This is a genomic window from Burkholderia sp. Bp9015, assembly GCF_003853505.1.
Taxonomy (GTDB): Bacteria; Pseudomonadota; Gammaproteobacteria; order Burkholderiales; family Burkholderiaceae; genus Burkholderia.
The window spans coordinates 1-23,028 of record NZ_QTPZ01000041.1 but is presented as its reverse complement, the minus strand read 5'-3'; the positions used below and the strand labels follow the sequence as shown (position 1 = coordinate 23,028).

General features: G+C 65.1%; 17 protein-coding genes. 12 read left to right on the top strand and 5 right to left on the bottom strand.

All coding sequences use genetic code 11. From position 1 onward, the window contains the following. Positions 1-51 precede the first annotated feature (51 nt). From tcuA to DIE12_RS31680, 5 genes are all read left to right on the top strand, one after another. Positions 52-1,461 carry an FAD-dependent tricarballylate dehydrogenase TcuA gene (tcuA, locus tag DIE12_RS31705; protein ID WP_124523252.1) on the top strand — a complete coding sequence of 470 codons (1,410 nt, stop codon included), beginning with the start codon at positions 52-54 and terminating at the stop codon, positions 1,459-1,461. After that, entirely contained in the window at positions 1,448-2,662 is a 1,215-nt protein-coding gene (tcuB, locus tag DIE12_RS31700) for a tricarballylate utilization 4Fe-4S protein TcuB (protein WP_124523251.1), read from the top strand. Before tcuA ends, tcuB begins: the two co-directional genes overlap by 14 nt. A gap of 54 nt (positions 2,663-2,716) precedes the next feature. Continuing rightward, on the top strand, positions 2,717-4,036 hold the full coding sequence (locus DIE12_RS31695) for an MFS transporter (protein ID WP_124523250.1): 1,320 nt from the start codon (positions 2,717-2,719) through the stop codon (positions 4,034-4,036). A 599-nt stretch (positions 4,037-4,635) separates the two neighbouring features. Next, positions 4,636-5,019: an ATP-dependent protease gene (locus tag DIE12_RS31685; protein ID WP_124523247.1), complete on the top strand. Its 384-nt coding sequence runs from the start codon at positions 4,636-4,638 to the stop codon at positions 5,017-5,019. A 472-nt stretch (positions 5,020-5,491) separates the two neighbouring features. Then, positions 5,492-6,052: a hypothetical protein gene (locus DIE12_RS31680; RefSeq protein ID WP_124523245.1), complete on the top strand. Its 561-nt coding sequence runs from the start codon at positions 5,492-5,494 to the stop codon at positions 6,050-6,052. 322 nt (positions 6,053-6,374) lie between these two features. Here DIE12_RS31680 and DIE12_RS31675 read toward each other — a convergent pair whose 3' ends face one another. Next, a complete protein-coding gene (locus tag DIE12_RS31675) occupies positions 6,375-7,346 on the bottom strand; it encodes an aldo/keto reductase (RefSeq protein WP_260426272.1) in 972 nt (323 codons plus the stop codon). 107 nt (positions 7,347-7,453) lie between these two features. After that, positions 7,454-8,431, bottom strand: coding sequence for an oxidoreductase (locus DIE12_RS31670; protein ID WP_124523244.1), 978 nt, complete (start codon positions 8,429-8,431; stop codon positions 7,454-7,456). 152 nt (positions 8,432-8,583) lie between these two features. On the opposite strand from DIE12_RS31670, the gene DIE12_RS31665 reads away from it, so the two are divergent. Then, positions 8,584-9,465: an AraC family transcriptional regulator gene (locus DIE12_RS31665; protein ID WP_124523243.1), complete on the top strand. Its 882-nt coding sequence runs from the start codon at positions 8,584-8,586 to the stop codon at positions 9,463-9,465. 383 nt (positions 9,466-9,848) lie between these two features. Here DIE12_RS31665 and DIE12_RS31660 read toward each other — a convergent pair whose 3' ends face one another. Beyond that, positions 9,849-10,793: a LysR family transcriptional regulator gene (locus tag DIE12_RS31660; protein ID WP_124523242.1), complete on the bottom strand. Its 945-nt coding sequence runs from the start codon at positions 10,791-10,793 to the stop codon at positions 9,849-9,851. 138 nt (positions 10,794-10,931) lie between these two features. Between DIE12_RS31660 and DIE12_RS31655 the strand changes: the two genes are divergently transcribed. Continuing rightward, complete coding sequence (locus DIE12_RS31655; protein ID WP_124485304.1) at positions 10,932-11,696, top strand: SDR family oxidoreductase; 765 nt, start codon at positions 10,932-10,934, stop codon at positions 11,694-11,696. Between the two features lie 75 nt (positions 11,697-11,771). Then, a complete protein-coding gene (locus tag DIE12_RS31650; protein WP_124485305.1) occupies positions 11,772-12,563 on the top strand; it encodes an SDR family NAD(P)-dependent oxidoreductase in 792 nt (263 codons plus the stop codon). A gap of 228 nt (positions 12,564-12,791) precedes the next feature. Here DIE12_RS31650 and DIE12_RS31645 read toward each other — a convergent pair whose 3' ends face one another. Then, the gene (locus DIE12_RS31645) at positions 12,792-13,706 is read right to left on the bottom strand and encodes a glutaminase (RefSeq protein ID WP_124523240.1); all 915 of its coding nucleotides are present in this window, start codon (positions 13,704-13,706) and stop codon (positions 12,792-12,794) included. A gap of 220 nt (positions 13,707-13,926) precedes the next feature. Here DIE12_RS31645 and DIE12_RS31640 point away from each other — a divergent pair, with 220 nt between their 5' ends. Together DIE12_RS31640 and DIE12_RS31635 are read left to right on the top strand one after the other, a co-directional pair. Further along, the gene (locus tag DIE12_RS31640) at positions 13,927-14,637 is read left to right on the top strand and encodes a response regulator (protein ID WP_124485306.1); all 711 of its coding nucleotides are present in this window, start codon (positions 13,927-13,929) and stop codon (positions 14,635-14,637) included. Positions 14,638-14,701: 64 nt separating this feature from the next. Next, the gene (locus DIE12_RS31635; protein WP_044846904.1) at positions 14,702-15,832 is read left to right on the top strand and encodes an ATP-binding protein; all 1,131 of its coding nucleotides are present in this window, start codon (positions 14,702-14,704) and stop codon (positions 15,830-15,832) included. 70 nt (positions 15,833-15,902) lie between these two features. Here the strand turns inward: DIE12_RS31635 and DIE12_RS31630 are convergent, their stop codons facing one another. Continuing rightward, on the bottom strand, positions 15,903-18,320 hold the full coding sequence (locus tag DIE12_RS31630) for a patatin-like phospholipase family protein (protein ID WP_124523239.1): 2,418 nt from the start codon (positions 18,318-18,320) through the stop codon (positions 15,903-15,905). 270 nt (positions 18,321-18,590) lie between these two features. Here DIE12_RS31630 and DIE12_RS31625 point away from each other — a divergent pair, with 270 nt between their 5' ends. Together DIE12_RS31625 and DIE12_RS31620 are read left to right on the top strand one after the other, a co-directional pair. Beyond that, complete coding sequence (locus DIE12_RS31625) at positions 18,591-19,625, top strand: rod shape-determining protein (protein ID WP_044847899.1); 1,035 nt, start codon at positions 18,591-18,593, stop codon at positions 19,623-19,625. Positions 19,626-20,480: 855 nt separating this feature from the next. Continuing rightward, a partial coding sequence (locus tag DIE12_RS31620; RefSeq protein WP_185500399.1) for an autotransporter-associated beta strand repeat-containing protein occupies positions 20,481-23,028 on the top strand: 2,548 nt, incomplete at its 3' end.

Below are 23,028 nucleotides of genomic sequence, written 5' to 3'. Positions count from 1 at the left end.
AGCGACGCGGGCACGAGACCTTTACGATTTGTCCAAAAGGAGGCAAGTCTGATGGTCGATGTGCTCGTAATCGGAGGAGGCAATGCCGCGCTGTGTGCCGCATTGATGGCGCGCGAAGCGGGCGCCTCGGTCCTGCTTCTCGAATCCGCGCCGCGCGAATGGCGCGGCGGCAACTCGCAACACACGCGCAATCTGCGCTGCATGCACGATGCGCCGCAAGACGTTCTCGTCGACGCCTATCCGGAAGAGGAATTCTGGCAGGACCTGTTGAAAGTCACCGGTGGCATCACGAACGAGCATCTCGCGCGGCTGACGATCCGCGCGTCGTCGTCGTGCCGGCCGTGGATGCAGAAGCATGGGGTGCGCTTCCAGCCGCCGCTGTCCGGTGCGCTGCACGTGGCACGCACCAACGCGTTCTTCATGGGCGGCGGCAAGGCGCTCGTCAACGCGTATTACCGCAGCGCCGAAGCGCTCGGCGTCGATATCCGCTATGAAACGCCCGTTGATTCGCTTGAACTCGACGGCAGTCTCTTCATCGCGGCGCGCAGCGGCAGCCAGCGCTTCGAGGCGCGCGCTTGCGTGCTGGCGGCAGGCGGTTTTGAATCGAATCGCGAATGGCTGCGCGAAGCGTGGGGGCAAAACGAGCGCGGCGAATGGCCCGCCGACAACTTCCTGATTCGCGGCACGCGCTTCAACAAGGGCGTGCTCATCAAGCATATGGCCGACGCTGGTGCGGACATGATTGGCGATCCGTCCCAGTCGCATTGCGTCGCCATCGATGCACGCGCGCCGCTGTATGACGGCGGAATCTGCACACGCATCGACTGCGTGTCGCTGGGCGTCGTGGTGAATCGTGACGCCGAGCGCTTCTACGACGAAGGCGAGGATTTCTGGCCGAAGCGCTATGCAATCTGGGGACGGCTCGTTGCGCATCAGCCGGGGCAGATCGGCTATTCGATCATCGACTCGAAAGCAATCGGCCGCTTCATGCCGCCGGTGTTTCCGGGCGCACAGGCCGACACGCTGCCGGAACTCGCGCGCAAGCTCGGGCTGCCGGAGGCGCGCTTCATGGAAACGCTCACGCGCTACAACGATACGTGCCGCGACGGCACCTTCGACCACACCGCGCTCGACGACTGCCACACCGAAGGCCTCGCGCCGCCCAAGACACACTGGGCCCGCCGCATCGAGACACCGCCGTTCTACGGTTACGCGTTGCGGCCAGGCATCACGTTCACGTATCTCGGACTCAAGACCAATGACCGCGCGCAGGTTCACTTCGGCGGCAACGCCAGTGAAAACCTGTTCGTCGCCGGCGAAATGATGGCCGGCAACGTGCTCGGCAAGGGCTATACGGCGGGCGTCGGCATGTCGATCGGCACGGCCTTCGGGCGCATTGCCGGGACGCAGGCCGCACGCGCCGCGCTCAAGACAACGGAGGCAACCAGTGCAGCAGTCTGACCCGCTCGCGCCCGAACGCGCGCGCACGGCGTGCTCGGTCGATACGAAAAAAACTCCACACGGCAGCACGGCGCGCGTGATCCCCATCGTACACATGAGCGCCGGCGAAACCGAAGTGGCACGGCAGATGCAGATCTGCAACGCCTGCCGCTATTGCGAAGGCTTCTGCGCGGTGTTCCCGGCCATGACGCGCCGCCTGGAATTCGGCAAGGCGGACGTCAACTATCTGGCGAATCTCTGCCACAACTGCGGCGCGTGCTATCACGCGTGCCAATACGCGCCGCCGCACGAATTCGGCGTGAACGTGCCGAAAGCGATGGCCGAAGTCCGGCTCGAAACCTACACCGAATACGCGTTTCCTGCGTCGTTCGGCGCGCTGTACAAGCGAAACGGCCTGACTTTGTCGGTTGCATTGGCGGCCGGAATCGCGCTGTTTCTGCTGCTCGGTACGGCATTGCGCGGCGGCTTGTCGGGCGATGTCGCGCCGGCGAACTTCTACGCGATCTTCCCGCACGGCCTGCTCGCGGCGATGTTCGGCATCGTTTTCCTGTTCGCCATTCTTGCGCTCGGTCTCGGCGTCACGCGCTTCTGGCGCGACGTGTCGGCAGGAACGGCGAGCGCGAGCGCGCCAGCCGTCGCGGAAGCGGCCAGGAACGCGCTGACGCTCAAGTACCTGGACGGCGGCCACGGCGACGGCTGCAACGAAGAGGACGATGCCTTCACGCTGGCGCGGCGTCGCTTCCATCACCTGACGTTCTACGGCTTCATGCTGTGCTTTGCGGCAACCGCAGTCGCGACGCTCTATCACTATGCATTCGGTCTGGAAGCGCCGTATCCGTTTCTGAGCGTGCCGGTGCTGATGGGAACGGCGGGCGGCATCGGGCTGATTGCGGGGCCGGCGGGACTGCTGTGGCTGAACCTGAAACGCGTTCCGGAGCGGGGCGATCCCCGTCAGCGTCCGATGGACCGCGGCTTCATCGCGCTCCTGCTTCTGACGAGCGCATCCGGTCTCGCGCTGCTCGCGCTCCGCACGACCTCGGCGATGCCGTCGCTGCTCGCGATTCATCTCGGCATCGTGATGGCGCTGTTCGCCACGCTGCCTTACGGCAAGTTCGCGCACGGCATCTTCCGCTCGGCGGCATTGCTCAAATCGTCGCTAGAGAAGCGGCAACGCAGCACGCTGAACCTCGGTTCGGATTAGCAGACACCAGGGCGCGTGGGCGCCCATCATCATAGACAAGAAGCAGGAGACGCAATGAACCGCACAGAATCGATCGCTGCCACGCCCGGCATTTCGCCCATGACGAGGGCCGCCGCCGTGTTGCGCGTGACCAGCGGCAATTTCATCGAACAGTTCGATTTCTTTCTGTTCGGCTTCTACGCGACCTCGATCGCGAAGATCTTTTTCCCGTCCACCAGCGAGTTCGCGTCTCTGATGCTCACCTTCGCTGTGTTCGGCGCGGGCTTCCTGATGCGTCCGCTCGGCGCGATCTTTCTCGGCGCGTATATCGACAAGGTCGGGCGGCGCACCGGGCTGATCGTTACGCTGTCGATCATGGCGAGCGGCACCGTTCTGATTGCCTGCGTGCCGGGGTACGCGACCATCGGCCTGGTCGCGCCAGCGCTCGTGCTGCTCGGGCGTCTGTTGCAGGGCTTCTCGGCGGGCGCGGAACTGGGCGGCGTGTCGGTCTATCTCGCGGAAATGGCGACGCCCGGCAACAAGGGTTTTTACACGAGTTGGCAGTCGGCGAGCCAGCAGGTCGCCATCGTCGTGGCGGCGGCCATCGGTTACGGATTGAACCAGTGGCTGTCCGCGCAGCAGATCGCTGCATGGGGGTGGCGCGTGCCGTTCTTCATCGGTTGCGCGATCGTGCCGTTCCTGTTCGTGCTGCGCCGCTCGCTGCAGGAGACCGCGGCGTTCGAAGCGCGGCGGCATCATCCGCAGGCGCGCGAGATTTTTGCGATGCTGCTCGGCAATTGGCGCACCGTCATCGGCGGCATGCTGCTGACGGCGATGACTACCACCACCTTCTATCTCATCACCGTGTATACGCCGACCTTCGGGAAGTCGGTGCTGAAGCTGTCCACCTCCGACAGCCTGATGGTGACGCTGCTCGTGGCTGCGTCGAATTTCGTCTGGCTGCCGATCGGCGGCACGATTTCCGACCGCATTGGCCGCAAACCGCTGTTACTCGCCATTTCCGCGCTGACGATCTTCACGGCTTATCCGGCGCTGTCCTGGCTCGCCGATGCACCGAGCTTCGCGCGCATGCTGATCGTGCTGCTGTGGTTCTCGTTCTTCTTCGGCATGTATAACGGCGCGATGGTCGCCGCGCTCACCGAAGTGATGCCGGTCGAAGTGCGCGTCGCGGGCTTCTCGCTGGCGTTCAGTCTCGCGACGGCGCTGTTCGGCGGCTTTACGCCGGCCGTATCGACGTATCTGATTCAGGTCTTGCATGACAAGGCCGCACCCGGCTACTGGCTGAGCTTCGCTGCGCTCTGCGGCTTTTGCGCGACGCTCGGGCTGTACCGTCGCCGCGCGGGCGGCAATGCGTCGGCGGCATCGTCGGCCTGAGGGCGATTACAGCGGCGCGTTTCCGTCACCCCGGCTTCGCGCCGGGCTTGCGCTTTTTCAGCGGCGACAAGAGGGGCGATGCGGTCCAGCTTGCGCAGCAGCGCAGGCCACTCCGCTTTGCCGCAGGAGCGGCGGGTCTGTGGTTGACAGGCTCGTGTGTCCGGCGCGCAGATCATGGGCCGAAGGCTATTCGACTGACCGACGAGTGGGCTTTTCGGCAAGGGGAGCGGATTCAACCGGCAACGGACCGCCGGGGAGGTATCCAACGGCGTTCGATTCGGCCATTACGAGTCATGCACGACCGGCACCCGCATTGGCGCTTGAGTACCGGTGTGACGCCTGCGGCGATACGCACGAAACTTGTTCCGCGATTTGCCGCGCCCGGTTGCTTTCTTCACTGTGCTCGCAATGCGGCAAAATGAGTGTCCTGTTGCCGGGCGGCCCCGATGAGTGGCGCACTGGAAGACGTGCCCCCGCTCACGGTGCCTTTGCTCCGGTCGACCGGTGGCGCGAGGCGGTGTGTTGCACCGTCCGGAATCGCGGCATCTGCCCGGGTGCGGCCCGTGCGATGATGTGCCATGACCGACATGAGAGATGGAATGACGACTACCTTCGACGAGGCGACAACGGCGGCAATCGCCGCGTTTGCGCAATTGGATTTCTACACGGCTGTGCAAGCGATGCGCGCCGAGGCCGATTACGACCGCGAACTGGACCAGTGGATCTCGCGCTATATCGACGAGCACGGCGGCGGCGCGGACGATGCCGCATACGACGCCCTGCACGCGCAGGCGCAGGCAACCCCGGAATATGCGCAGTTCGTCGATGCGGTTCGCCGGGAAATCCTGGAATACTTCGGCGTGACCGACGATCAACTGGACTGGATGGTCGTGCTGCGCAATGACGACAGCGATGAGCTTTGGGCGGAAGTCAACCGGCAGCGCAGCGCGCTGGGAACCGGTGAAGTGCGCGGAGATCTCTGACCATTGCTTGCCGTTGGGGGCGCAGGTCGGGCTGGGTGCTGGAGCCAGGTCAGTCACGTGGTGCGCCCGGCTTTCGGTCGCTGCAATCGATCCGCGGAGGGAGGACAAGCGATCGGATGTTCGGAACGAGTGACCGTTGTGCTCAGCGGACGGCGGATATTCGATCGGGAGATCGAGGCTAACGCGCATTGGCCCGGGACGAACTGCGGAACACGAGTCGTCAAGCAAGCGCTTGACGGTGACGTTCGCAAGCACCTCTAGGAACGGAAGCTCTCCAGCGTGTGCTGACCGTCGCACAGGAGGCGCACCTCTCGGCGGGCTGCATTCCTGCCATCGAACGGGTCGAATCAATCGAGAACACCGCTCGGCTGGAGTCGCGAGAAAAGGCGGTATATATCAGGAAATAATCGCACGGCGAGGATGATCGTTCGCTATGCTGCCTGCGACAACGCACCTACTCCAGCCGATATACATGAGCACGACTGCGCGGACCATTCTCAAAGCCATTCTGAGCATCCCCATTGCCTTTGGGCTCGCCTATCCCCTTATCTATCCCGCTGAAGGCGGAGGCGTTCTCGGCGAAATGGAGATGCTTGGGCCGATCGGTGGCATCGTCGTCATCGCGGTTTTCCTGGCGCTGGTCTATGCCTACGCGAGCGACCTCAGGACCACCCTGAAATCGGTCAACCGAGGATCGCGTGCGGCCGAACCCAACAGCGTCTGGCTCATGTTCCTCTTGCCATACAACTTCATCGAGGACTTCTTCATTATTTCCAACGTCGCGAAGTCCCTGGAAGCGGAGTCTCGTATCAATCCGGCTCTGTCGGGTTTGCGCTCGTTCGGCCGGATCAGCGGCATCGGGTGGTGTCTTGCCCAGGTTCTTTCGCTAATACCCAATACCATTGGCACCGTCGCCGGCGGAGTTGCGGTTCTCCTCTGGATTTGGCACTGGGTGTTCGTGCGCCGAGCCAACAGGATGCTCGCCGGCAGTCAGGTCTCCGTGGCTGCTCTACCTGGACGAACAGAATCGTAGCCCTCGTTGGAAGCCGGATCGCGTACCGCACCGCTTTGGGCGAATAGGATGGGCGGGAGTCGTGGTGCACGGCGGGGAGTTACGAAGCAAACCCGCTCCCGAGAACAAGAGTTATGCATCTTTCAAACTTGCGCGAAATCGCAAGATGTCCGACAGGCCACAGCTCGTATACGTCGTGGCGCGGCCCCTGGTTACTTACGTCGTGTTGACCACAGTCTGGCTGAGGCGCGCGCCTTCAAGGCCGGAGTCTGCCGGATCAAAACCTGTCAACGTCGATCACCGCCTGCGCAAACGCTCGCGGCGCCTCCTGCGGGTTGCTGTCCTAATGACCGAGTGTGGCCATCATTCCGGACGAATAGCGCTCGCCAGCTGCAGCGCCGAACGGAGCGGCCGCATCCAGGGCGTTCATCTCGTCCTGGGTCAGCGTGATATCGACGGCGGCGACGTTCTCTTCGAGATACCTGATGCGTCGCGTTCCCGGAATGGGCACCGTTCCGGTACTCGTCACCCATGCAAGGGCGAGCTGAGACGGCATGACGCCCTTTGCTTCAGCGATCTCGGTGATGCGGTCGACCAACAGTAGATTGGACTGGAGGTTCTCTCCCAGGAAGCGCGGATCGAACCGGCGGAAGTCGGTCGGATGCAGGTTATCCAGATGCTTCAGCGCACCGGTCAAGAAGCCTCGGCCGAGCGGCGAGTAGGAGACAAAACCGATTCCCAGCTCTCGGACGGTCGCCAGCACATCGTTGTGCTCGACGCCACGCTCGAACAGCGAATATTCCATTTGGACGGCCGTGAGCGGATGAACCGCGTGGGCTTTCCGGATCGTCTTTGCCGATGCCTCGGAAAGGCCGAGGTAGCGGATCTTGCCTTCGTGCACGAGGTCGGCTAGCGCGCCGATCGTCACTTCGATCGGCGTTGCCGGATCGATGCGATGCAGGTAGACGAGGTCGATGACGTCGGTCCTCAGGCGTCGCAGCGATCCTTCGACCGACTTTCGGATATGCGACGGATCGCCCGTGACCAAGGGCTTCTCACCTTCCATGGCGAGCTTGCCGTGCTCGGTGTAGCGAAATCCTGCCTTGGTCGACAGGATGACCTTGTCGCGCTTGCCTATGAAGGCCTTGCCGAGAAGCTCCTCGTTCATGAATGGGCCGTAGACCTCCGCCGTATCAAAGAACGTCACACCGAGGTCGAGGGCGCGCATGAGGGTTGCAAGGCTTTCGTGCTCGTCGCTGGGCCCGTAGGTAGTGCTCATACCCATGCACCCAAGGCCTTGCGCGCTGACCGCCATGCCTTGGCTTCCGAGTGATACCGTTCGCATGTTTTTTCTCCTGGCTACGTTGCCATAGTGGTTGGTGATAAGGCGCGACTGGTTGTCCCGAGTCGCATCGAATTTGCTCAATCCAGCGTCACGCCCGTCAGTTGTTCGCTGAGCTGCCACAAACGGCCGGCGGAGACGGGGTCGATGGCACGGGGCCTGACGCCGTGCATTTCAGGGCTCCCGTCGCTGGGAAGCGCGATGGCGATGTCGCAATCGGCGCAGTAGACGCCGCCCATGCCGGCTAGTTGAGGGCTCGTCGCGCACCACACGGAGGTGGCCGCCCCCTGTTCGGGCGTCTTCTTGTTGTTTTCCGGATCAATGACCGGCTTGCCCTCGGCATCGAAGATCCGGCTCGCTTCGATCTCGGAGGGCAGCATGTGGCGCGCTAGCGGGGTGGCAATGCCACCGGGATGGACGGCGAATGCGCGCACGTTCCAGTGCCGGCCGATTGAATCCAGCGCGACGGCGAACAAGGCGTTCGCGGTTTTGGCCTGGCCGTAGGCTATCCATCGGTCGTACTCACGACGCTCGAAATGAGGGTCGCGAAAATCGATGCCGGCGCGGCGATGTCCGTAGGAGCTGAGCGCTACGACGCGAGCCCCCTCCGCGCGCACGAGTGCGGGCCATAGCCGGCAGGTGAGTTGGAAATGGCCGAGGTGGTTGGCCGCGAACTGCATTTCGTAGCCGCGCGCATCGCGTGTCAGCGGTGCGGCCATGACTCCAGCGTTGTTGACAAGAATGTCCAGCGTGTCCGTCAGCGACAGTACGCGACTGGCGAATCTGTCTATCGCTGCAGGCTCCAGCAAGTCCATCGCTTCCACGATGACGTCAGGCATGGTCGCGAGGGCTGCTTCGGCCTGGGCTGTATCGCGGGCCGGCACGATGACCCTGGCGCCTGCGGAACGAAATGCACGGACGGTCTCGATTCCGATACCTGAAGCGCCGCCGGTTACCACGACGGTCTTGCCCGTAAGATTGATGCCACGGATCACCTCGTCGGCGGTCGAGGCGGGGCCGAAGCCTGAACCGATTGGTTTTTGAGGCGTGTGCGTCATACGGTTTCCTCGTTCAATTCTGCGTTTGGGACGCTCCATTGAATCGCAGCGACCGTTCGCGGCGGTAGCGCAATGCCGCCAATCTCTTGCACAATCCTGTCAATTGGTGTTTCCGGAGCGGGTGCAATGCCCTGAGGTGTTTGGAGGCAGGCTTGGACCACTTGTACGAACTTCGCGCGCTGGTCGAGCGCCATGGCGGGGAAGGCCCGACTGAAACCGCCGTTGGCGGGCTGACGCTTTATGTCGAGACGGATCTTTCGGTGGTCACCTACGTGGTCCACCGGCCGGTTTTGGCCCTAATCCTCGGAGGGGCAAAGCGGACGGTGCTCGGAGGCCGGCTATTCGACATCGTGCCGGGCGACTACGTAGCCGTGTCCGTGGACCTGCCAGCGACAGGGCAGGTCACCCAGGCGCCATACTCCGCCGTCACGCTGGACCTGGACTTGGGCATGCTCGCGAGCTTGATCGCCGAGCCAATGGCGCCACAGGGCGGCGCCGCCGGCGTGGAGGTCAACCACGCTGGGCCCGATTTGCTTGATGCGATGTGGAGATTGGTCAGGTTGCTCGACCGGCCGGAGGACATTGCAGTCCTTGCGCCCATGATCCGGCGCGAGGTGTTCTGGCGGATTCTGCAAAGCCCGTGTGGCCCCATGGTCCGCCAGATTGCCATGGCGGACAGCCGCCTCTCGCAGGTGAGTCGTGCCATCACATGGCTGCGCACCAATTTTTCGGAGTCGGTGCGGGTCGAACGCCTGGCCGCGTTGGCAGGGATGAGCCCAGTATCTTTCCACCGCCATTTCAAGGCGGCAACCGCCATGAGCCCGCTTCAATATCAAAAGCAAATCCGCCTCCAGACCGCTCGCGCCCGGCTTTTAGCGCAACAAGGAGATGTCGCAGGCGTCGGCTTTAGCGTGGGCTATGAAAGCCCGAGTCAATTCAGCCGTGAATATGCACGCCAATTCGGAGTGTCTCCCGCGCGTGACATGGCCCGTTTCCACGGGGCAGGAGAGCGCGCCCATTGCGTTGCAGACTAGCGATGCCGTTTCTCTCGTTCGACTTTCCCCCACGGGGCGTGCGGCCCGCAACGGACACCCGTCAATAATCAAATTTGCAACGTATGGAATGACGGTCCGCGGACTCCAACAATGCGGCGCGATCTTCGCCGTCGGACCGGGTTCGGCCAGTCGTGGATGTCGGCGGGTTCTATCGCATCGACATTCGAATGTCGCCTGCGCCGAGGTGACGGGCTTTCGCGCGCATTCCATGTCCGGAGATGCTGAAATTTCCAGACAGTCGCCGACCGTGGTCAAAGGCTGGCCGGGGCCGTCATCCGATGTCCGCGCGCCAGAGCACGGAACGATCGCGCTCCCGCAGCCTGAATGCCCGAACATGGCGGACGCATGTTCGGGATGCGCCTTCAACGCATCGCCGGCGTGGCGCCTGCCCGATTTCCGTCATCCCGGTCCCACGGCGGCACGCCACCGAACGCATCGACCAGGAAATCGATCATGACGCGCACTCTGGCGCTCAAGTGTCGGCGGCTCGGGTAGACAGCAAGTATGTCGATCTCGGGTAGACGATACTCAGGCAACACGTGAACGAGTTTGCCTGCACGCAGATCGTCGTTGATCAGGAACGTGGGTTGCCAGATCAGCCCTTGCCCGGCGAGCGCTGCCGAGCGCGCCGTATCGCCGTTATTGGTATGCATATGGCAGTCGACCCTCACAGGATGGGTCTTGCCGTTACCATCGATCAGTTCCCATTCGTCGCCAGTGGCCGCATATGTGTACCCGATGCAGCGATGCTCGACCAGGTCCGTCAGCGCGGTCGGATGTCCGAAGCGGGCCAGATAGGCCGGCGACGCACACAAGATGTTTTGCGATGTCGCCAGCTTGCGTGCCGCGTGGTTGGTCGAGCCGGCGCGCGAGATGCGAATGGCGAGATCGTAGCCCTCGTCGACGATATCGACGACGCGGTCGATCAGCCCGATGTCGAGTTCGATTCGCGGATATTTCTGCATGAAGCCGGGCCATAGCGGCGCCAGATACAGAATGCCGAAGCTCACGGGCGCATTGATGCGCAGTCGTCCACGTGGTTCGACCGACGCGGATGACACAAGCCCCTCCGTCTCCGCAACCTCGTCGAGGATGGACTTGCAGCGGGCGTAGAGTGTCTCGCCGCCCTCCGTCAGGGACAGCGTGCGTGACGTGCGATTCAGGAGGCGCGTGCCGAGGTGCGCTTCCAGTTCATGCACGTACCGCGTGACGTTGGCCGGCGACGTGCCGAGCGCTTCCGCCGCGCGCGCGAAGCCGCCACGGCTCACCACCGTCACGAAAACCTCGAAGGCGCGAAGGCGATCCATACCAATCCTCGATCATTCACAAAAACTTAATGATAGGACCATTTTTTATGCCTTTCTGCAATCAAGACTGAAGCCTATATTGCTCTCACGGGCCAACGCATCGGGCGCTGGCCGACGCAGCGGATCAGGAGATTGGAAATGCAACGTTTGACAGGAAAAGTCGCCATCGTGACGGGTGCCAGCGCAGGTATTGGCCGCGCCACTGCAAAGCTGTTCGCGAAGGAAGGCGCCAAGGTGGTCATTGCGGCGCGGCGCGCCGCGGAACTCGAAGCGCTCGCGGCGGAGATCGCCAGCGAAGGCGGCGAAGCCGCGTATCTGGCCGGCGACGTACAGTCGGAGGACTTCGCGAAAGCGCTGGTCGCGCTTGCAGTGAGCCGCTTCGGCCGTCTGGACATCGCCTATAACAACGCAGGTACGCTCGGCGAGATGGGCCCGACCACCGGTATTTCCGAAGCAGGCTGGAACGCCGCGCTGGCGACCAATCTGACCAGTGCCTTCCTGGGCGCGAAGCACCAGATTCCCGAAATGCTGAAGCAAGGCGGCGGATCGATCATCTTCACGTCGACCTTCGTCGGTTACTCGTTCGCGTTTCCCGGCACGGCGGCCTACGCGGCGAGCAAGGCCGGGCTGATCGGCTTGACGCAGGCACTCGCCGCGGAGTACGGCGCGCAAGGCGTGCGGGTCAACGCGGTGTTGCCGGGTGCCGTGGACACGGAGATGTATCGCGGCATGAACGACACTCAAGAATCGCAGGCGTTCGTGACCGGACTGCATGCGCTCAAGCGCGTGGCAAAGCCGGAAGAACTGGCGCGTTCAGTGCTTTATCTCGCATCCGACGATTCGTCCTTTGTCACCGGCACTGCCTCGCTGGTCGATGGCGGCGCATCGATTACGCGTACGTAAACCTGTTGGCGACATCCAGTCGTTCGAGACTCGATGTCGTCACGTCTACTTTGTCCACGGAAAAAGGAATCACTCATGAACCTGAATCTGACAGGCAAACTCGCACTGGTGAGCGGCAGCACAGCCGGCATTGGCCTCGCTATCGCCAGCACGCTGGCCCAGGAAGGCGCTCGTGTGATCGTGAACGGACGCTCCCGGTCATCTGTCGATGACGTAGTCGCGCAACTGAAAGCGGATACCGGCGGCGATGTGGCTGGATTTGCGGGCGACCTGAGTACGGCCGAAGCGGCCGACGAACTGGCGCAACGCTATCCGGGTGTGGAAATCCTGATCAATAACCTCGGCATCTTCGAGCCCAAGCCATTCGAAGAGATTCCTGACGCGGACTGGAAGCGTTTCTTCGAGGTCAACGTCCTGAGTGGCGTACGCCTCGCCCGGCTGTTTCTGCCGGCAATGAAGCAGGCCGACTGGGGGCGCATCATTTTCATTTCGAGCGAAAGCGGGGTGCAGATTCCGGCCGAAATGATCCACTACGGGGTGACGAAGACCGCGCAGATCGCGGTTGCGCGCGGGCTGGCCGAAGCCGTTGCCGGCACGGGTATCACGGTCAACAGCATCCTGCCGGGGCCGACGAAATCGCGCGGCGTGGGCGAATTCGTCGAGACGCTCGCGAAGGCCGACGGCAAATCGTTTGAAGCGTTCGAAAAGGAATTCTTCGAGAAGGTCCGTCCCACATCGCTCATCAAGCGATTCGGTTCGCCGCAGGAAGTGGCGTCCCTCGTGGCGTATATCGCCAGCCCGCTTTCGTCGGCGACGACCGGCGCTGCGTTGCGAGCCGACGGGGGCGTGATAAAGAGCGCCTTCTAGCTGCGTGGCCGGATTTGCGCCGGCCTATCCGAATCTTGCTCGCTCAATGTTCCGATGCGATCGGTTGTCGCGCTCGATTCATGACGGGTGCGATGTCCGGTTTCGGGCGTTGCGAGCGTGTCCTCCGGGTCGATTGCTGCCCGAGAACGAATTCCCGATTCAACGTGCCGGTGTGTGCCGAATCGATCGTCACATTGCGAAGAATGCGTTGCGCGTGAATTCTGTGCGTCAAAAAATCGACCTTTCCGTATAAGTCGTCAACCACTCCAGCGCCAACGTCCCCGCCAGCGAGTTCCCGTTCGCATCGAGCCCCGGCGCCCACACGCACACGGCCATCTCCCCCGGCAGCACCGCGACGATCCCGCCGCCGACACCGCTCTTGGCAGGCAAGCCGACGCGATATACGAAGTCGCCCGCCGCGTCATAGGTGCCGCAGGTCAGCATCAGCGCCGACAGCCGCTTCGCCGAACTCGCGTCGACGACCCGCTCGCCGGTAACGGGCGCGACGCCCCCGTTCGCAAGAAACAGCGCGGCCTGCGCCAGCTCGACGCAGTTCATCGTGATCGCGCACTGGCGACAATACGCGTCGACCACCGTATCGGGCGGCATCTGCATGTTGCCGAAGCTCGCCATGAAATGCGCCATCGCGCGGTTGCGTTCCGCGTGCTGCAGTTCCGACAGCGCGACGCGCGAATCGTAGTCGAGGTCGGTCGCGCCGATCAGCCGCCGCACGAACTCGACGAGCGCCGTCTCGGCCCTGACGAAGCGGCGGCACAGCACGTCGGTGACGACCAGCGCGCCGGCGTTGATGAACGGGTTGCGCGGCTTGCCGCGCTCGCTTTCGAGCTGAACGAGCGAATTGAACGCGGTGCCCGACGGCTCGCGGCCGACCCGTTCCCACAGCGCGTCGCCCAGCAACTGGAACGCGAGCGTGCACGCGAACAGCTTCGAGATGCTCTGGATCGAGAAGCGCTCCCGCGCGTCGCCGACCGTGTAAACGTTTCCGTCCAGCGTCACGACGGCCATCCCGAACTTGTCGGCGGGCACCTTCGCGAGCTCGGGAATGTAGTCGGCGACGCGTCCCTGGCCGATCCAGGGGGCGAGTTCGGTATGGATGCGTTCGAGGATCGGCTGATAGTTCATCGCGTGCGAGGCAGGGCGGGCGGCCCGGTTTCCAAAGAGCCCGTATGGAACCGTTTCGGCGCCGGTTCGTCAAGCGCGGCAGCAATCGCGCCCTTATTTATCGGTCGGGCAAACAGGCGAGCGGTGGGCGCAGTATCATGCGGTACGTTTCGACCGATGGCCGGCAGCCGGCGCAAGCCTGCCGCCGCCGCGGTCTCCCCGTACGATCCGACCGTTGCCCATGCCCTTTCGCATCCTGCTCGTCGAAGACGACACCCGCCTGTCCACGCTGATCGCCGGCTACCTGCGCAAGAACGACTATGAAGTCGACACTGTGCTGCATGGTGACGCCGCCGTGCCGGCGATCCTGTCCACGCGCCCGGATCTCGTCATTCTCGACGTGAACCTGCCGGGCAAGGACGGGTTCGAGATCTGCCGCGAGGCACGCAAGCAATACGACGGCGTGATCATCATGGTGACGGCGCGCGACGAGCCGTTCGACGAACTGCTCGGCCTCGAATTCGGCGCCGACGACTACGTGCACAAGCCGGTCGAGCCGCGCATCCTGCTCGCGCGGATCAAGGCGCAGCTGCGCCGCGTGCCCGCGCGCGCGGCCGAGGGCGCCGCGTCGCAGCCGGAGCGCTACACATTCGGCCAGTTCTCGATCGACCGCACCGACCGCTCGGTCGTGCTGCCCGGCGGCGGCTCGCCCGACCTCACGTCGGCCGAGTTCGACCTGCTGTGGGTGCTGGTGTGCCGTGCGGGGGAGGTCGTCAGCCGCGACGACCTGATGCTGCAGCTGCGCGGGGTCGAATTCGACGGCCTCGACCGCACGATCGACGGGCGCATCTCGAAGCTGCGCCGCAAGCTGCACGACGATGCAGGCAACCCGCAGCGGATCAAGACGATCCGCAGCAAGGGTTACCAGTTCAGCAAGCATGCGTGGGAATGACGCCACCCTGGCGCGACGCCGTCGGCCGCCGCGTCCCCGCATCGCACGATAGCCGGAAGCCGCGATGATCCGACGCACCCGTTCGCACCCCGACGCAGCGCCGCTTTCCGCGCTGCGCTATGTCAAATGGCGCTGGCTGCATTTCCGCCGCGCGTGGACCGACACGCGCGCCGACCGCATTCCGAGCTGGTCGCGCCTGTACGTGCGCACCTACCTGCACCTGCTCGGCCTCGTGCTGCTGACCGCGCTGGTGCCGGCGCTCGCGCTGTGCGTGGTGTTGTCGCCGGAAGTCGTGTGGCATGCGTTCGACGCGCTGCCGGGCGATATCTGGATCGTGCTCGCGTTCGTGTTCACCGCGCCCGCACTCGCCGCGTATCGGTGGATGCGGCCGGTCTGGTCGGATCTCGTGATGGTGCGCGAGCGCGCGATCGATTTCACCGGCGGGCGCTTCAACACGCGCGCACGCGAGTCGCACAGCGTGATCATCGGCCCGCTCGCGCGCACGCTGAATGCGCTCGCGATGCGCATGGAGCGGCTGATCGCCGCGCAGCGCGACCTGACGAACGGGATCTCGCACGAGCTGCGCACGCCGCTCGCGCGCGTGCGCTTCGCGCTCGAGATGCTGCGCGAGCCGGGCTCGGCCGCCGAATACCACGGTGCGCTGGAGAGCATCGCGCAGGACGTGACGGAACTCGAGGAACTGATCGACATGAGCCTCACGTACGCGCGGCTCGAATACAGCTCGCTGCAGTCGAACCTCGAGCTGACCGCGCCGGTCGCGTGGTTCGAGCACCAGGTCAGCGACGCGCAGCTGCTGTATCCGGAGCGCGCGATCGAGTCGCGCATCGCGATCGCGTCGGACCTGCGCGTGAAGATGGACCGGCGGCTGATGTCGTACGCGATGCGCAACCTGCTGCGCAATGCGAGCAAATATGCGGCGTCGCGGATCGTCGTCGGGATCGCGATCGAACACGGCAACATCGCGATCTATGTCGAGGACGACGGGCCGGGCGTGCCGGAGAGCGAACGCGAGCGGATCTTCGACGCGTTCGTGCGGCTCGACCGCCGCACCGGCGGCTACGGGCTCGGCCTCGCGATCACGCGGCAGGTGCTCCACGCGCACAACGGCCGGATCGCGGTCGTCGATCCGGCCGAACTCGGCGGCGCGCGCTTCGAGATCAGCTGGCCGATCTAGCCGGCGTCCGGCCGCGCAAGGCGCGGGCGCTGACGCGGCGGATGCCCGCCGCCATCCGCACGCGCCGCCATCAGTATGTGCGGCCGAGCTGCAGGTAGATGTTGCGCCGGCCGCCCGGCGCGAGCGCGATACCCATGTACAGCGGACCGAATGAGGTCGACAGGCTCGTGAAGAACGTATAGCTCTGCTTGAGCGTGCCGCCGCCGACCTTCACGCCGCTCGACCACACGTTGCCGAGTTCCGCGCTGGCGCCGACCGACAGCGCCTTGATCGGGGACGCGTTGAACGTCATCAGCTGGTTCATGTAGGTCACGTTGCCGTACGCGAGTTCGTTGCCCGTCAGCTGGTCGGCCGCATACGCGGCCAGATGCTGGAACCCGCCGAGCGTGAAGTTGAACGCGTTGATCAGGTTGGTGCCGCCGATGCTCTTGCCGCCCTCGATCGTTGCACTGACGCTGTGCCGGCCGAACTGCTGCGCGATCATCGCCTTGGCGTAGAGCTCGGTGTAAGGCGTGTTGGATGTATCGGCGAGGTCCTCCGCGGACTGGCTGTTGTGCGACCACAGCGACCGTTCGACACGGAATTCGCCGTAGTAGCCGCGGCGCGGGAACATCGGATCGTCGAGCTGATCGATGACGAGCCGCGCACGCGCGGTCAGCGCCTGCGACGTGAAGCTCGGCCAGATCAGCGTCGAGCTGCCGTCGTCGAACGGGAACGGCAGGTTGTAGTTCGGCGAGCCGTGCCCGGTCGCATAGCCGATACCCATCCGGAAGTCGCCGAGCCGCGCGATCGGCAGGCCGAAGTCGAGCCCGGTGCGCGCCGTCTGCATCAAGTACTGGTTCAGCTTCACCTGGCCGCTGTTGTCGTACAGGTTCACGTAGCGACGCTGGTATTCCGCATAGGGCGAAATGTACAAGCCGTATGCGGCCGGCAACGGCTGGCGCAATTCGACGCGCGCCGACTGCAGGTCGCTGCCGATCGTCGTGTCCGCGCGGAACTCGAGGCCCGATTCGGTGAGCCACGGCCGCCGGTAGCCGACGTGCAGGCGGAAGCCGCCTTCGTCGGTCGAGCTGCTCGACATCCCGACGCCGAACAGCAGGAAATTCGGCCCCCAGTATTTCTCCCGCGCATCGATCTCGAGCACGTTCTCGTCGCCGTGGCTCACGATCTGCTGCGTCACGCTCTCGAAATTGCCGCCGGTCGTCAGTCCGAGCAGGTCCTGGCTGACGGTCGCCGGATCGTAGGTGTCGCCCGGTTTCACGTGCAGCGCGTCGGCGACGACACGCTTGGGCACGCCGCCGGTCGTCTTGATCTCGACCCGCGTGATGCGGATCGGCGGCGGCAGCGGCTGCGCATGCGCGGACCGGTAGGCCGCGTACTGTTCCGGCGTAAGCGCGAGGTGCCTGAGCCGCGGCAGCGCCGCGGTCGCGGCGGCCGCGCCGGCGGCGATCGCCTGCTTCGCGTTCTGGAAATCGGTGAACGCGAGCGCGCCGAGGTCGGGCGTGAGCAGCACGTCCTGCGCGGCGAGCTGCTTGCGCTGCGTCGTCACGTTCTGGCGGATCAGGATGCCGACCATCTGCTGCATCACGTCCGCCGGCGACGCGAGCGCGTCGAGCGGGCGCAGCTGCGAGCCGATGTCGACGGCGATCACGACCTTCGCACCCATCTGCCGCGCGGTGTCGACCGGCAGGTTGCTGACGAGCCCGCCGTCGACGAGCGCGCGGCCGTTGATCTCGGCCGGCGCGAACAGGCCGGGCATCGCCATGCTCGCGCGGATCGCGAGCGGCAGCGAGCCGCGGTCCAGCACGACCATCTGGCCGGTCTGCAGGTCGGTCGCGACCGCGCGATACGGGATCGGCAACTGGTCGAACGGCTGGTTGGTCGGCACGGCGGCGGTCCAGTTCGCGAGCAGCGCCTGCAGCCGGTTGCCCTGCACGAGGCCGACCGGCGCCTTCACGCCTTTCTTGCCGAAGCCCAGCGTCAGGCTGTTGATGTACAGGCGCTCGTCCTCGCGGCTGGTTTGCGGCAGGTCGGCGCGGTCGGTCACGTCGAACGCGATGTCGGCCAGGTTCACCTCCGACAGCTGCTTCTGCATCTCGTCGGCGGCCATCCCGCTCGCATACAGCCCGCCGACCACGGCGCCCATGCTCGTGCCGGCGATGCAGTCGATCGGGATGCGGTTTTCTTCGAGCACCTTCAGCACGCCCAGGTGCGCGTAACCGCGCGCGCCGCCGCCGGACAGCACGAGGCCGACCGGCGGCCGGCCGGCCGGGCCGCCGTCGGCGTTGCAGGTCGATGCGGGCGTGGCGGCGGGGGCGGCCGTCGTGGCAGGGGCGGCCGGTGCGGCGGCAGTGGCCGCCGGCGCGGTGCGCGCGGCGGTGTCGGCGGCCGGCAAGGGCTGCGCGGCAACGGTGCAGCACCACAGCGCAACGAGCGTGGCGCCGAGCCGGCGCACCCCGAGCCAGCGGAGAGAGGCGGTCGCTGTCATGGTGGAATACCTGGCGTGATCGGGCGTCGGGCGCCTGCCGGGAGCAGGCAAGACCGAGAGATTACCGTGTTTTACAAGCGCAGCGCGAGCGGCCGATGCGTAGCCGCAGGCCTGCCGAAACGCGGTTTCGGCAATTTCGTCGCGAAATAATCATTGGAATTGCTTAAAGTATCGGCACGATTTGCCGCTAAGACTTCAATGGGGCGGCGAAGGCGCGCCGCGGGGATGCGGCCTGGCCGCTTCGGCCGTTTGTTCAAGAAAAGGGTAACCATGTCGACACCGCTGTTCGGAAAGTTGTTTGCGCAACCCGTTGCGATCGACCCTGGAACGGCGAGTACGCGGATTTATACGCACGAGCGCGGCGTGGTGCTGGATCAGCCGTCGGTCGTGTGCTTTCGCAAGGGCGGCGCGTCCGATGCGCGACCGACGCTCGAGGCGGTCGGCGAACTCGCGAAGGCGCTGCTCGGCCGCGAGCCGGGGCATCTCGAGGCCGTGCGGCCCATGCGGCACGGCGTGATCGCCGATGCGCACGCCGCCGAGCAGATGTTTCGGCGCTTCATCGACATGTCGCGCACGCGCTCGCGCTTCAGCCGCCGCGTCGAGGTCACGCTGTGCGTGCCGTCGGATGCGACGGCGGTCGAGCGTCGCGCGATGCGCGAGGCGGCGTTCGCGGCCGGTGTATCGGACGTCGAACTGATCGAGGAAGCGCTCGCCGCCGCGCTCGGCGCGGGCCTGCCGGTGACCGAGCCGGTCGGCTCGATGGTCGTCGACATCGGCGCCGGGACGACCGAAGTCGCGGTGATCGCGCTCGGCGGTGTCGTCTATCGCGAGGCGATCCGGGTCGGCGGCAACCAGTTCGACGCGGCGATCGTCAATCACGTGCGCAACCTGTACGGTGTGCTGCTCGGCGAGCAGACCGCCGAGCGCGTGAAGGAGACGATCGGCTCGGCCACCAGCGCCGTGCCGCGCGCGTCGACGCGCGCGATCGGGCGCAGCGTCAAGGACGGCCTGCCGCGTTCGATCGAGCTGTCCAACCACGATGTGGCGGACGCGCTGGCCGCGCCGCTCAAGCAGGTGATCGGCGCGGTGAAGTCGGTGCTGGAAAACGCGCCGGCCGAACTCGTGACCGACATCGCGCATCGCGGCGTGGTGCTGACGGGCGGCGGCGCGCTGCTCGCGGATCTCGAACGCCTGCTGCGCGACGAGACCGGGCTGAGCGCGCGGATCGCCGACGAGCCGGCCACCTGCGCGGTGCGCGGCGCCGGGGAGGCGATGGGGCGGCTCGCGATGTGTCCGGTGGATTGACGCCGGCCGGGCAGGCGCGTCGACCTTCGTTGAACATTCTTCGAACCCCGAAGCTCCGGCATGCCGAACATCGTCCGGCTGCTCCGGACAGGCTCGACACGCCGTGTCGACCGCAGTGCCTGGCCATGCGCGAGCGGGCCGTGGCAGCATGCCGGGCCGCGTGCCGTGCAAGCCGGCGGCACGCTTGTCCTGAAGTCCGACACCTTTGAACCCGCGTTTCAAGCGGGGCCGCGTGGCCGGGGGGCGATTAACCTTCCGGCTTTCATTTTTCATTTCAAGGCGGCGGGATCATGTGCGCCGAATTCGAAGGCACTCTGCAAGTGTGTTGAGAATCCATGCTCTCAATTCTTTAAATAAAATGGGTTCGGATTATTTGCGCCAACTGCCGCCGTCATTATTTAAATTGAGTCGCGAAAAACCGGCCGGCGATTAGTATGAATTATCGGTGTTTTTACTGATCTCGTGGTGCAGGTAACTTTGCCTGGCATGACGGAATGACCGAAAGATCCTTTTAATACAGTCGTTTCACGCAATCGCACGAGTAAAAAATACGTATTCCATCGACCTCGCTCCGATAACCAAACATCGACTGGAAAACCCTGTTTATTTGATATAGCCTTGTCTGACAAAAAGCAGGGCGGTAATCAAATCAACCAGAAAGTCGCTGCATAAGAACAAGGGGCCACGATCATGTCGTCCGGTTGAGTTTGCACTCGCAAACGAGAATCGATTAACCCGCAGTTCATCCACGAATAGACCGACGTCGTTCCGCGACCGCCGGAGGGCACGCTTGCGTCCCGGATTTTCCGCCGCCGCCGGCTCGATTCACCGGCCATGCCGAGCACGAGGGGAAGCATGAACATTGCGCATTCGAAGAAGAGCGGAGAGCCGTTTCCGAAATTCCTGTTGCCGACGGGCGTCTTCCTGGCCTTGTCCGGCGCAGGCATCGTTCCCGCGTACGCGACCTGCAGCACGGCAGGCACCACTGTCACCTGCTCGGGCGTCGCGAATCCGCTGGCGCCGAGCTATGCAAACAGCGCCAACAACCTGAACGTCACCGTCAATCCGGGCGCGAGCGTCGGCGTGCTGCTGGGCGTCGGCGGCACCGCGATGTCGCTGACCGGCAACAACAACACGCTGACCAACAACGGCACGATCGACCCGTCCGCGCTCGGCTCGGGGCTCGGCGTGCTGTCGAGCGGCGCGGTGCTCGGCAATGCGTCGGCGAGCAATACCACCGTCACCAACAACGGCACGATGCTCGGCTCGACCGGGGTCGCGATCAGCGGCGTGACCGGCATGGCACTGTCGGTCCAGAACGGCACCGGCGGCACGTCGACGATCAACAACACCGGCACGATCGGTTCGAACCCGCTGGTCGGCGCGACGCTGTCCGGCGCGGATGCGCCCGTGGTCGCCGCATACGGCGGCGGCACGGTCAACATGACGAACAGCGGCACGATCAACGGCCGCGTGTCGCTCGCCACGAACGGCACGCCCGGGGGCGGCAACACGTTCACCAACTCGGGCACGATCAACGGCAGCGTGTCGATGGGCGCGAACAGCACCAACACGTTCGACGCGGTGACGGGCTCGTCGGTCAACGCGGCGGGCGGCACCGGCGGCGCGTTCAACATCACGGTCGGCCCGAACACGCTCAACGTGGCGGCGACGGGGATCGTCGACGGCGGCGCGGGCGGCAACAACACGCTGAACCTGCAGCAGGGCACCTCCGCGAACGGCACGATCGCGATCAACAACTACGTCAACTTCAATCACCTCGACGTCGCGAGCGGCAACTGGACGATCAACGGCGCGGCGACCGTGCAGGACGCGACGCTGTCGAGCGGCGGCGTCGCGATCATCAACGACAACGCGTCGCTCGGCACCGGCACGATCACGGCCAACGGCGGCGCGCTGCAGGCGGGCACGGCGGGGCTCAACGTGTCGAACAACGTAACGCTCGGCACCGGGCTGACGGTGCAGGGCGCGACCGGGCTCACGCTGTCGGGCACGGTGTCGGGCAGCGGTGCGCTGACGAAGAACGACGGCGGCACGCTGGCGCTGTCGGGTGCCAATACCTATACGGGCGGCACGAACCTGAACGGCGGCAACCTCGTGGTCGGCAACAACGGGGCGCTCGGCACCGGCGCGGTGAACGTCAATGCGTCGGCGTTGCTCGACACGAGCGCGAATGTCACGCTCGACAATGCGATCAATCTCAACAACAGCGCGACGCTGACGCTCGGCGGCAGCAACAGCCTCGGGCTGTCCGGCACGATCAGCGGAAACGGCGGCCTCGTGAAGAACGGCTCCGCGACGGCCACGCTGACGGCCGTGAACACCTACACGGGCGACACGACGATCAACAGCGGCACGCTCGCACTGAGCGGCGCCGGCAGCCTCGCGGCGACCGGCACGGTGAACCTGACCGGCGCGGGCGCGACGTTCGACCTGAGCGGCGCGTCGGGCGCGCAGACGATCGGAGCGCTGGCGGGAGCGGCCGGCACGAACGTGGACCTCGGCGGCAATTCGCTGACGCTCAACGGCACCATCAACGCGACCTACGCGGGCACGATCGGCGGCTCGGGCAGCGTGACGCTGTCCGGCCCCGGGACGCAATCGCTGACCGGCACGAACGTCTACTCCGGCGGCACGAACCTGAACGGCGGCAACCTCGTCGTCGGCAGCAACACGGCGCTGGGCTCCGGCGCGGTGAACGTCAACGGCTCGTCGACGCTCGATGCGACCACCAACGTGTCGCTCGCGAACGGCATCAACGTCGCCACCGGCACGACGCTGACGCTGGGCGGCAGCACCGATCTCGGGCTCGGCGGGACGATCTCCGGCGGCGGCGGGCTCGTGAAGAACGGCGCGGCGGCGCTGACGCTGAGCGGCGCGAACAATTACACGGGCGGCACGACGCTGAACGCCGGCGCCCTCGTGCTCGGCAACGCCGCGGCGCTGGGCGCCGGCACGCTGACCGTCGGCGGTGCGGCGACGCTCGATGCGAATACGAGCCTGTCGGTCGCCAACGCGATCGATCTCGGCACGGCCACGGCACTCACGCTCGGCGGCAGCAATGCGCTCGCGCTGGGCGGCGTGATTTCCGGCGCCGGCGCGCTCGTGAAAAACGGCGCGGCGACGGTGACACTGACGGGCGCGAACACCTACACGGGCGGCACGACGATCAATGCCGGCACGCTGGCGATCGGCGCGGGCGGCAGCCTGTCGGCGACCGGCGCGATGAATCTCGCGAACGCGGGCGCGACGCTCGACCTGAGCAATGCGTCGGGTGCGCAAACGCTCGGCGCGCTGTCGGGCGTGGCCGGCACGAACGTGAATCTCGGCGCGAACGCGCTGACGCTCGGCGGAACCGCGAGCGGCACGTACAGCGGCGCGA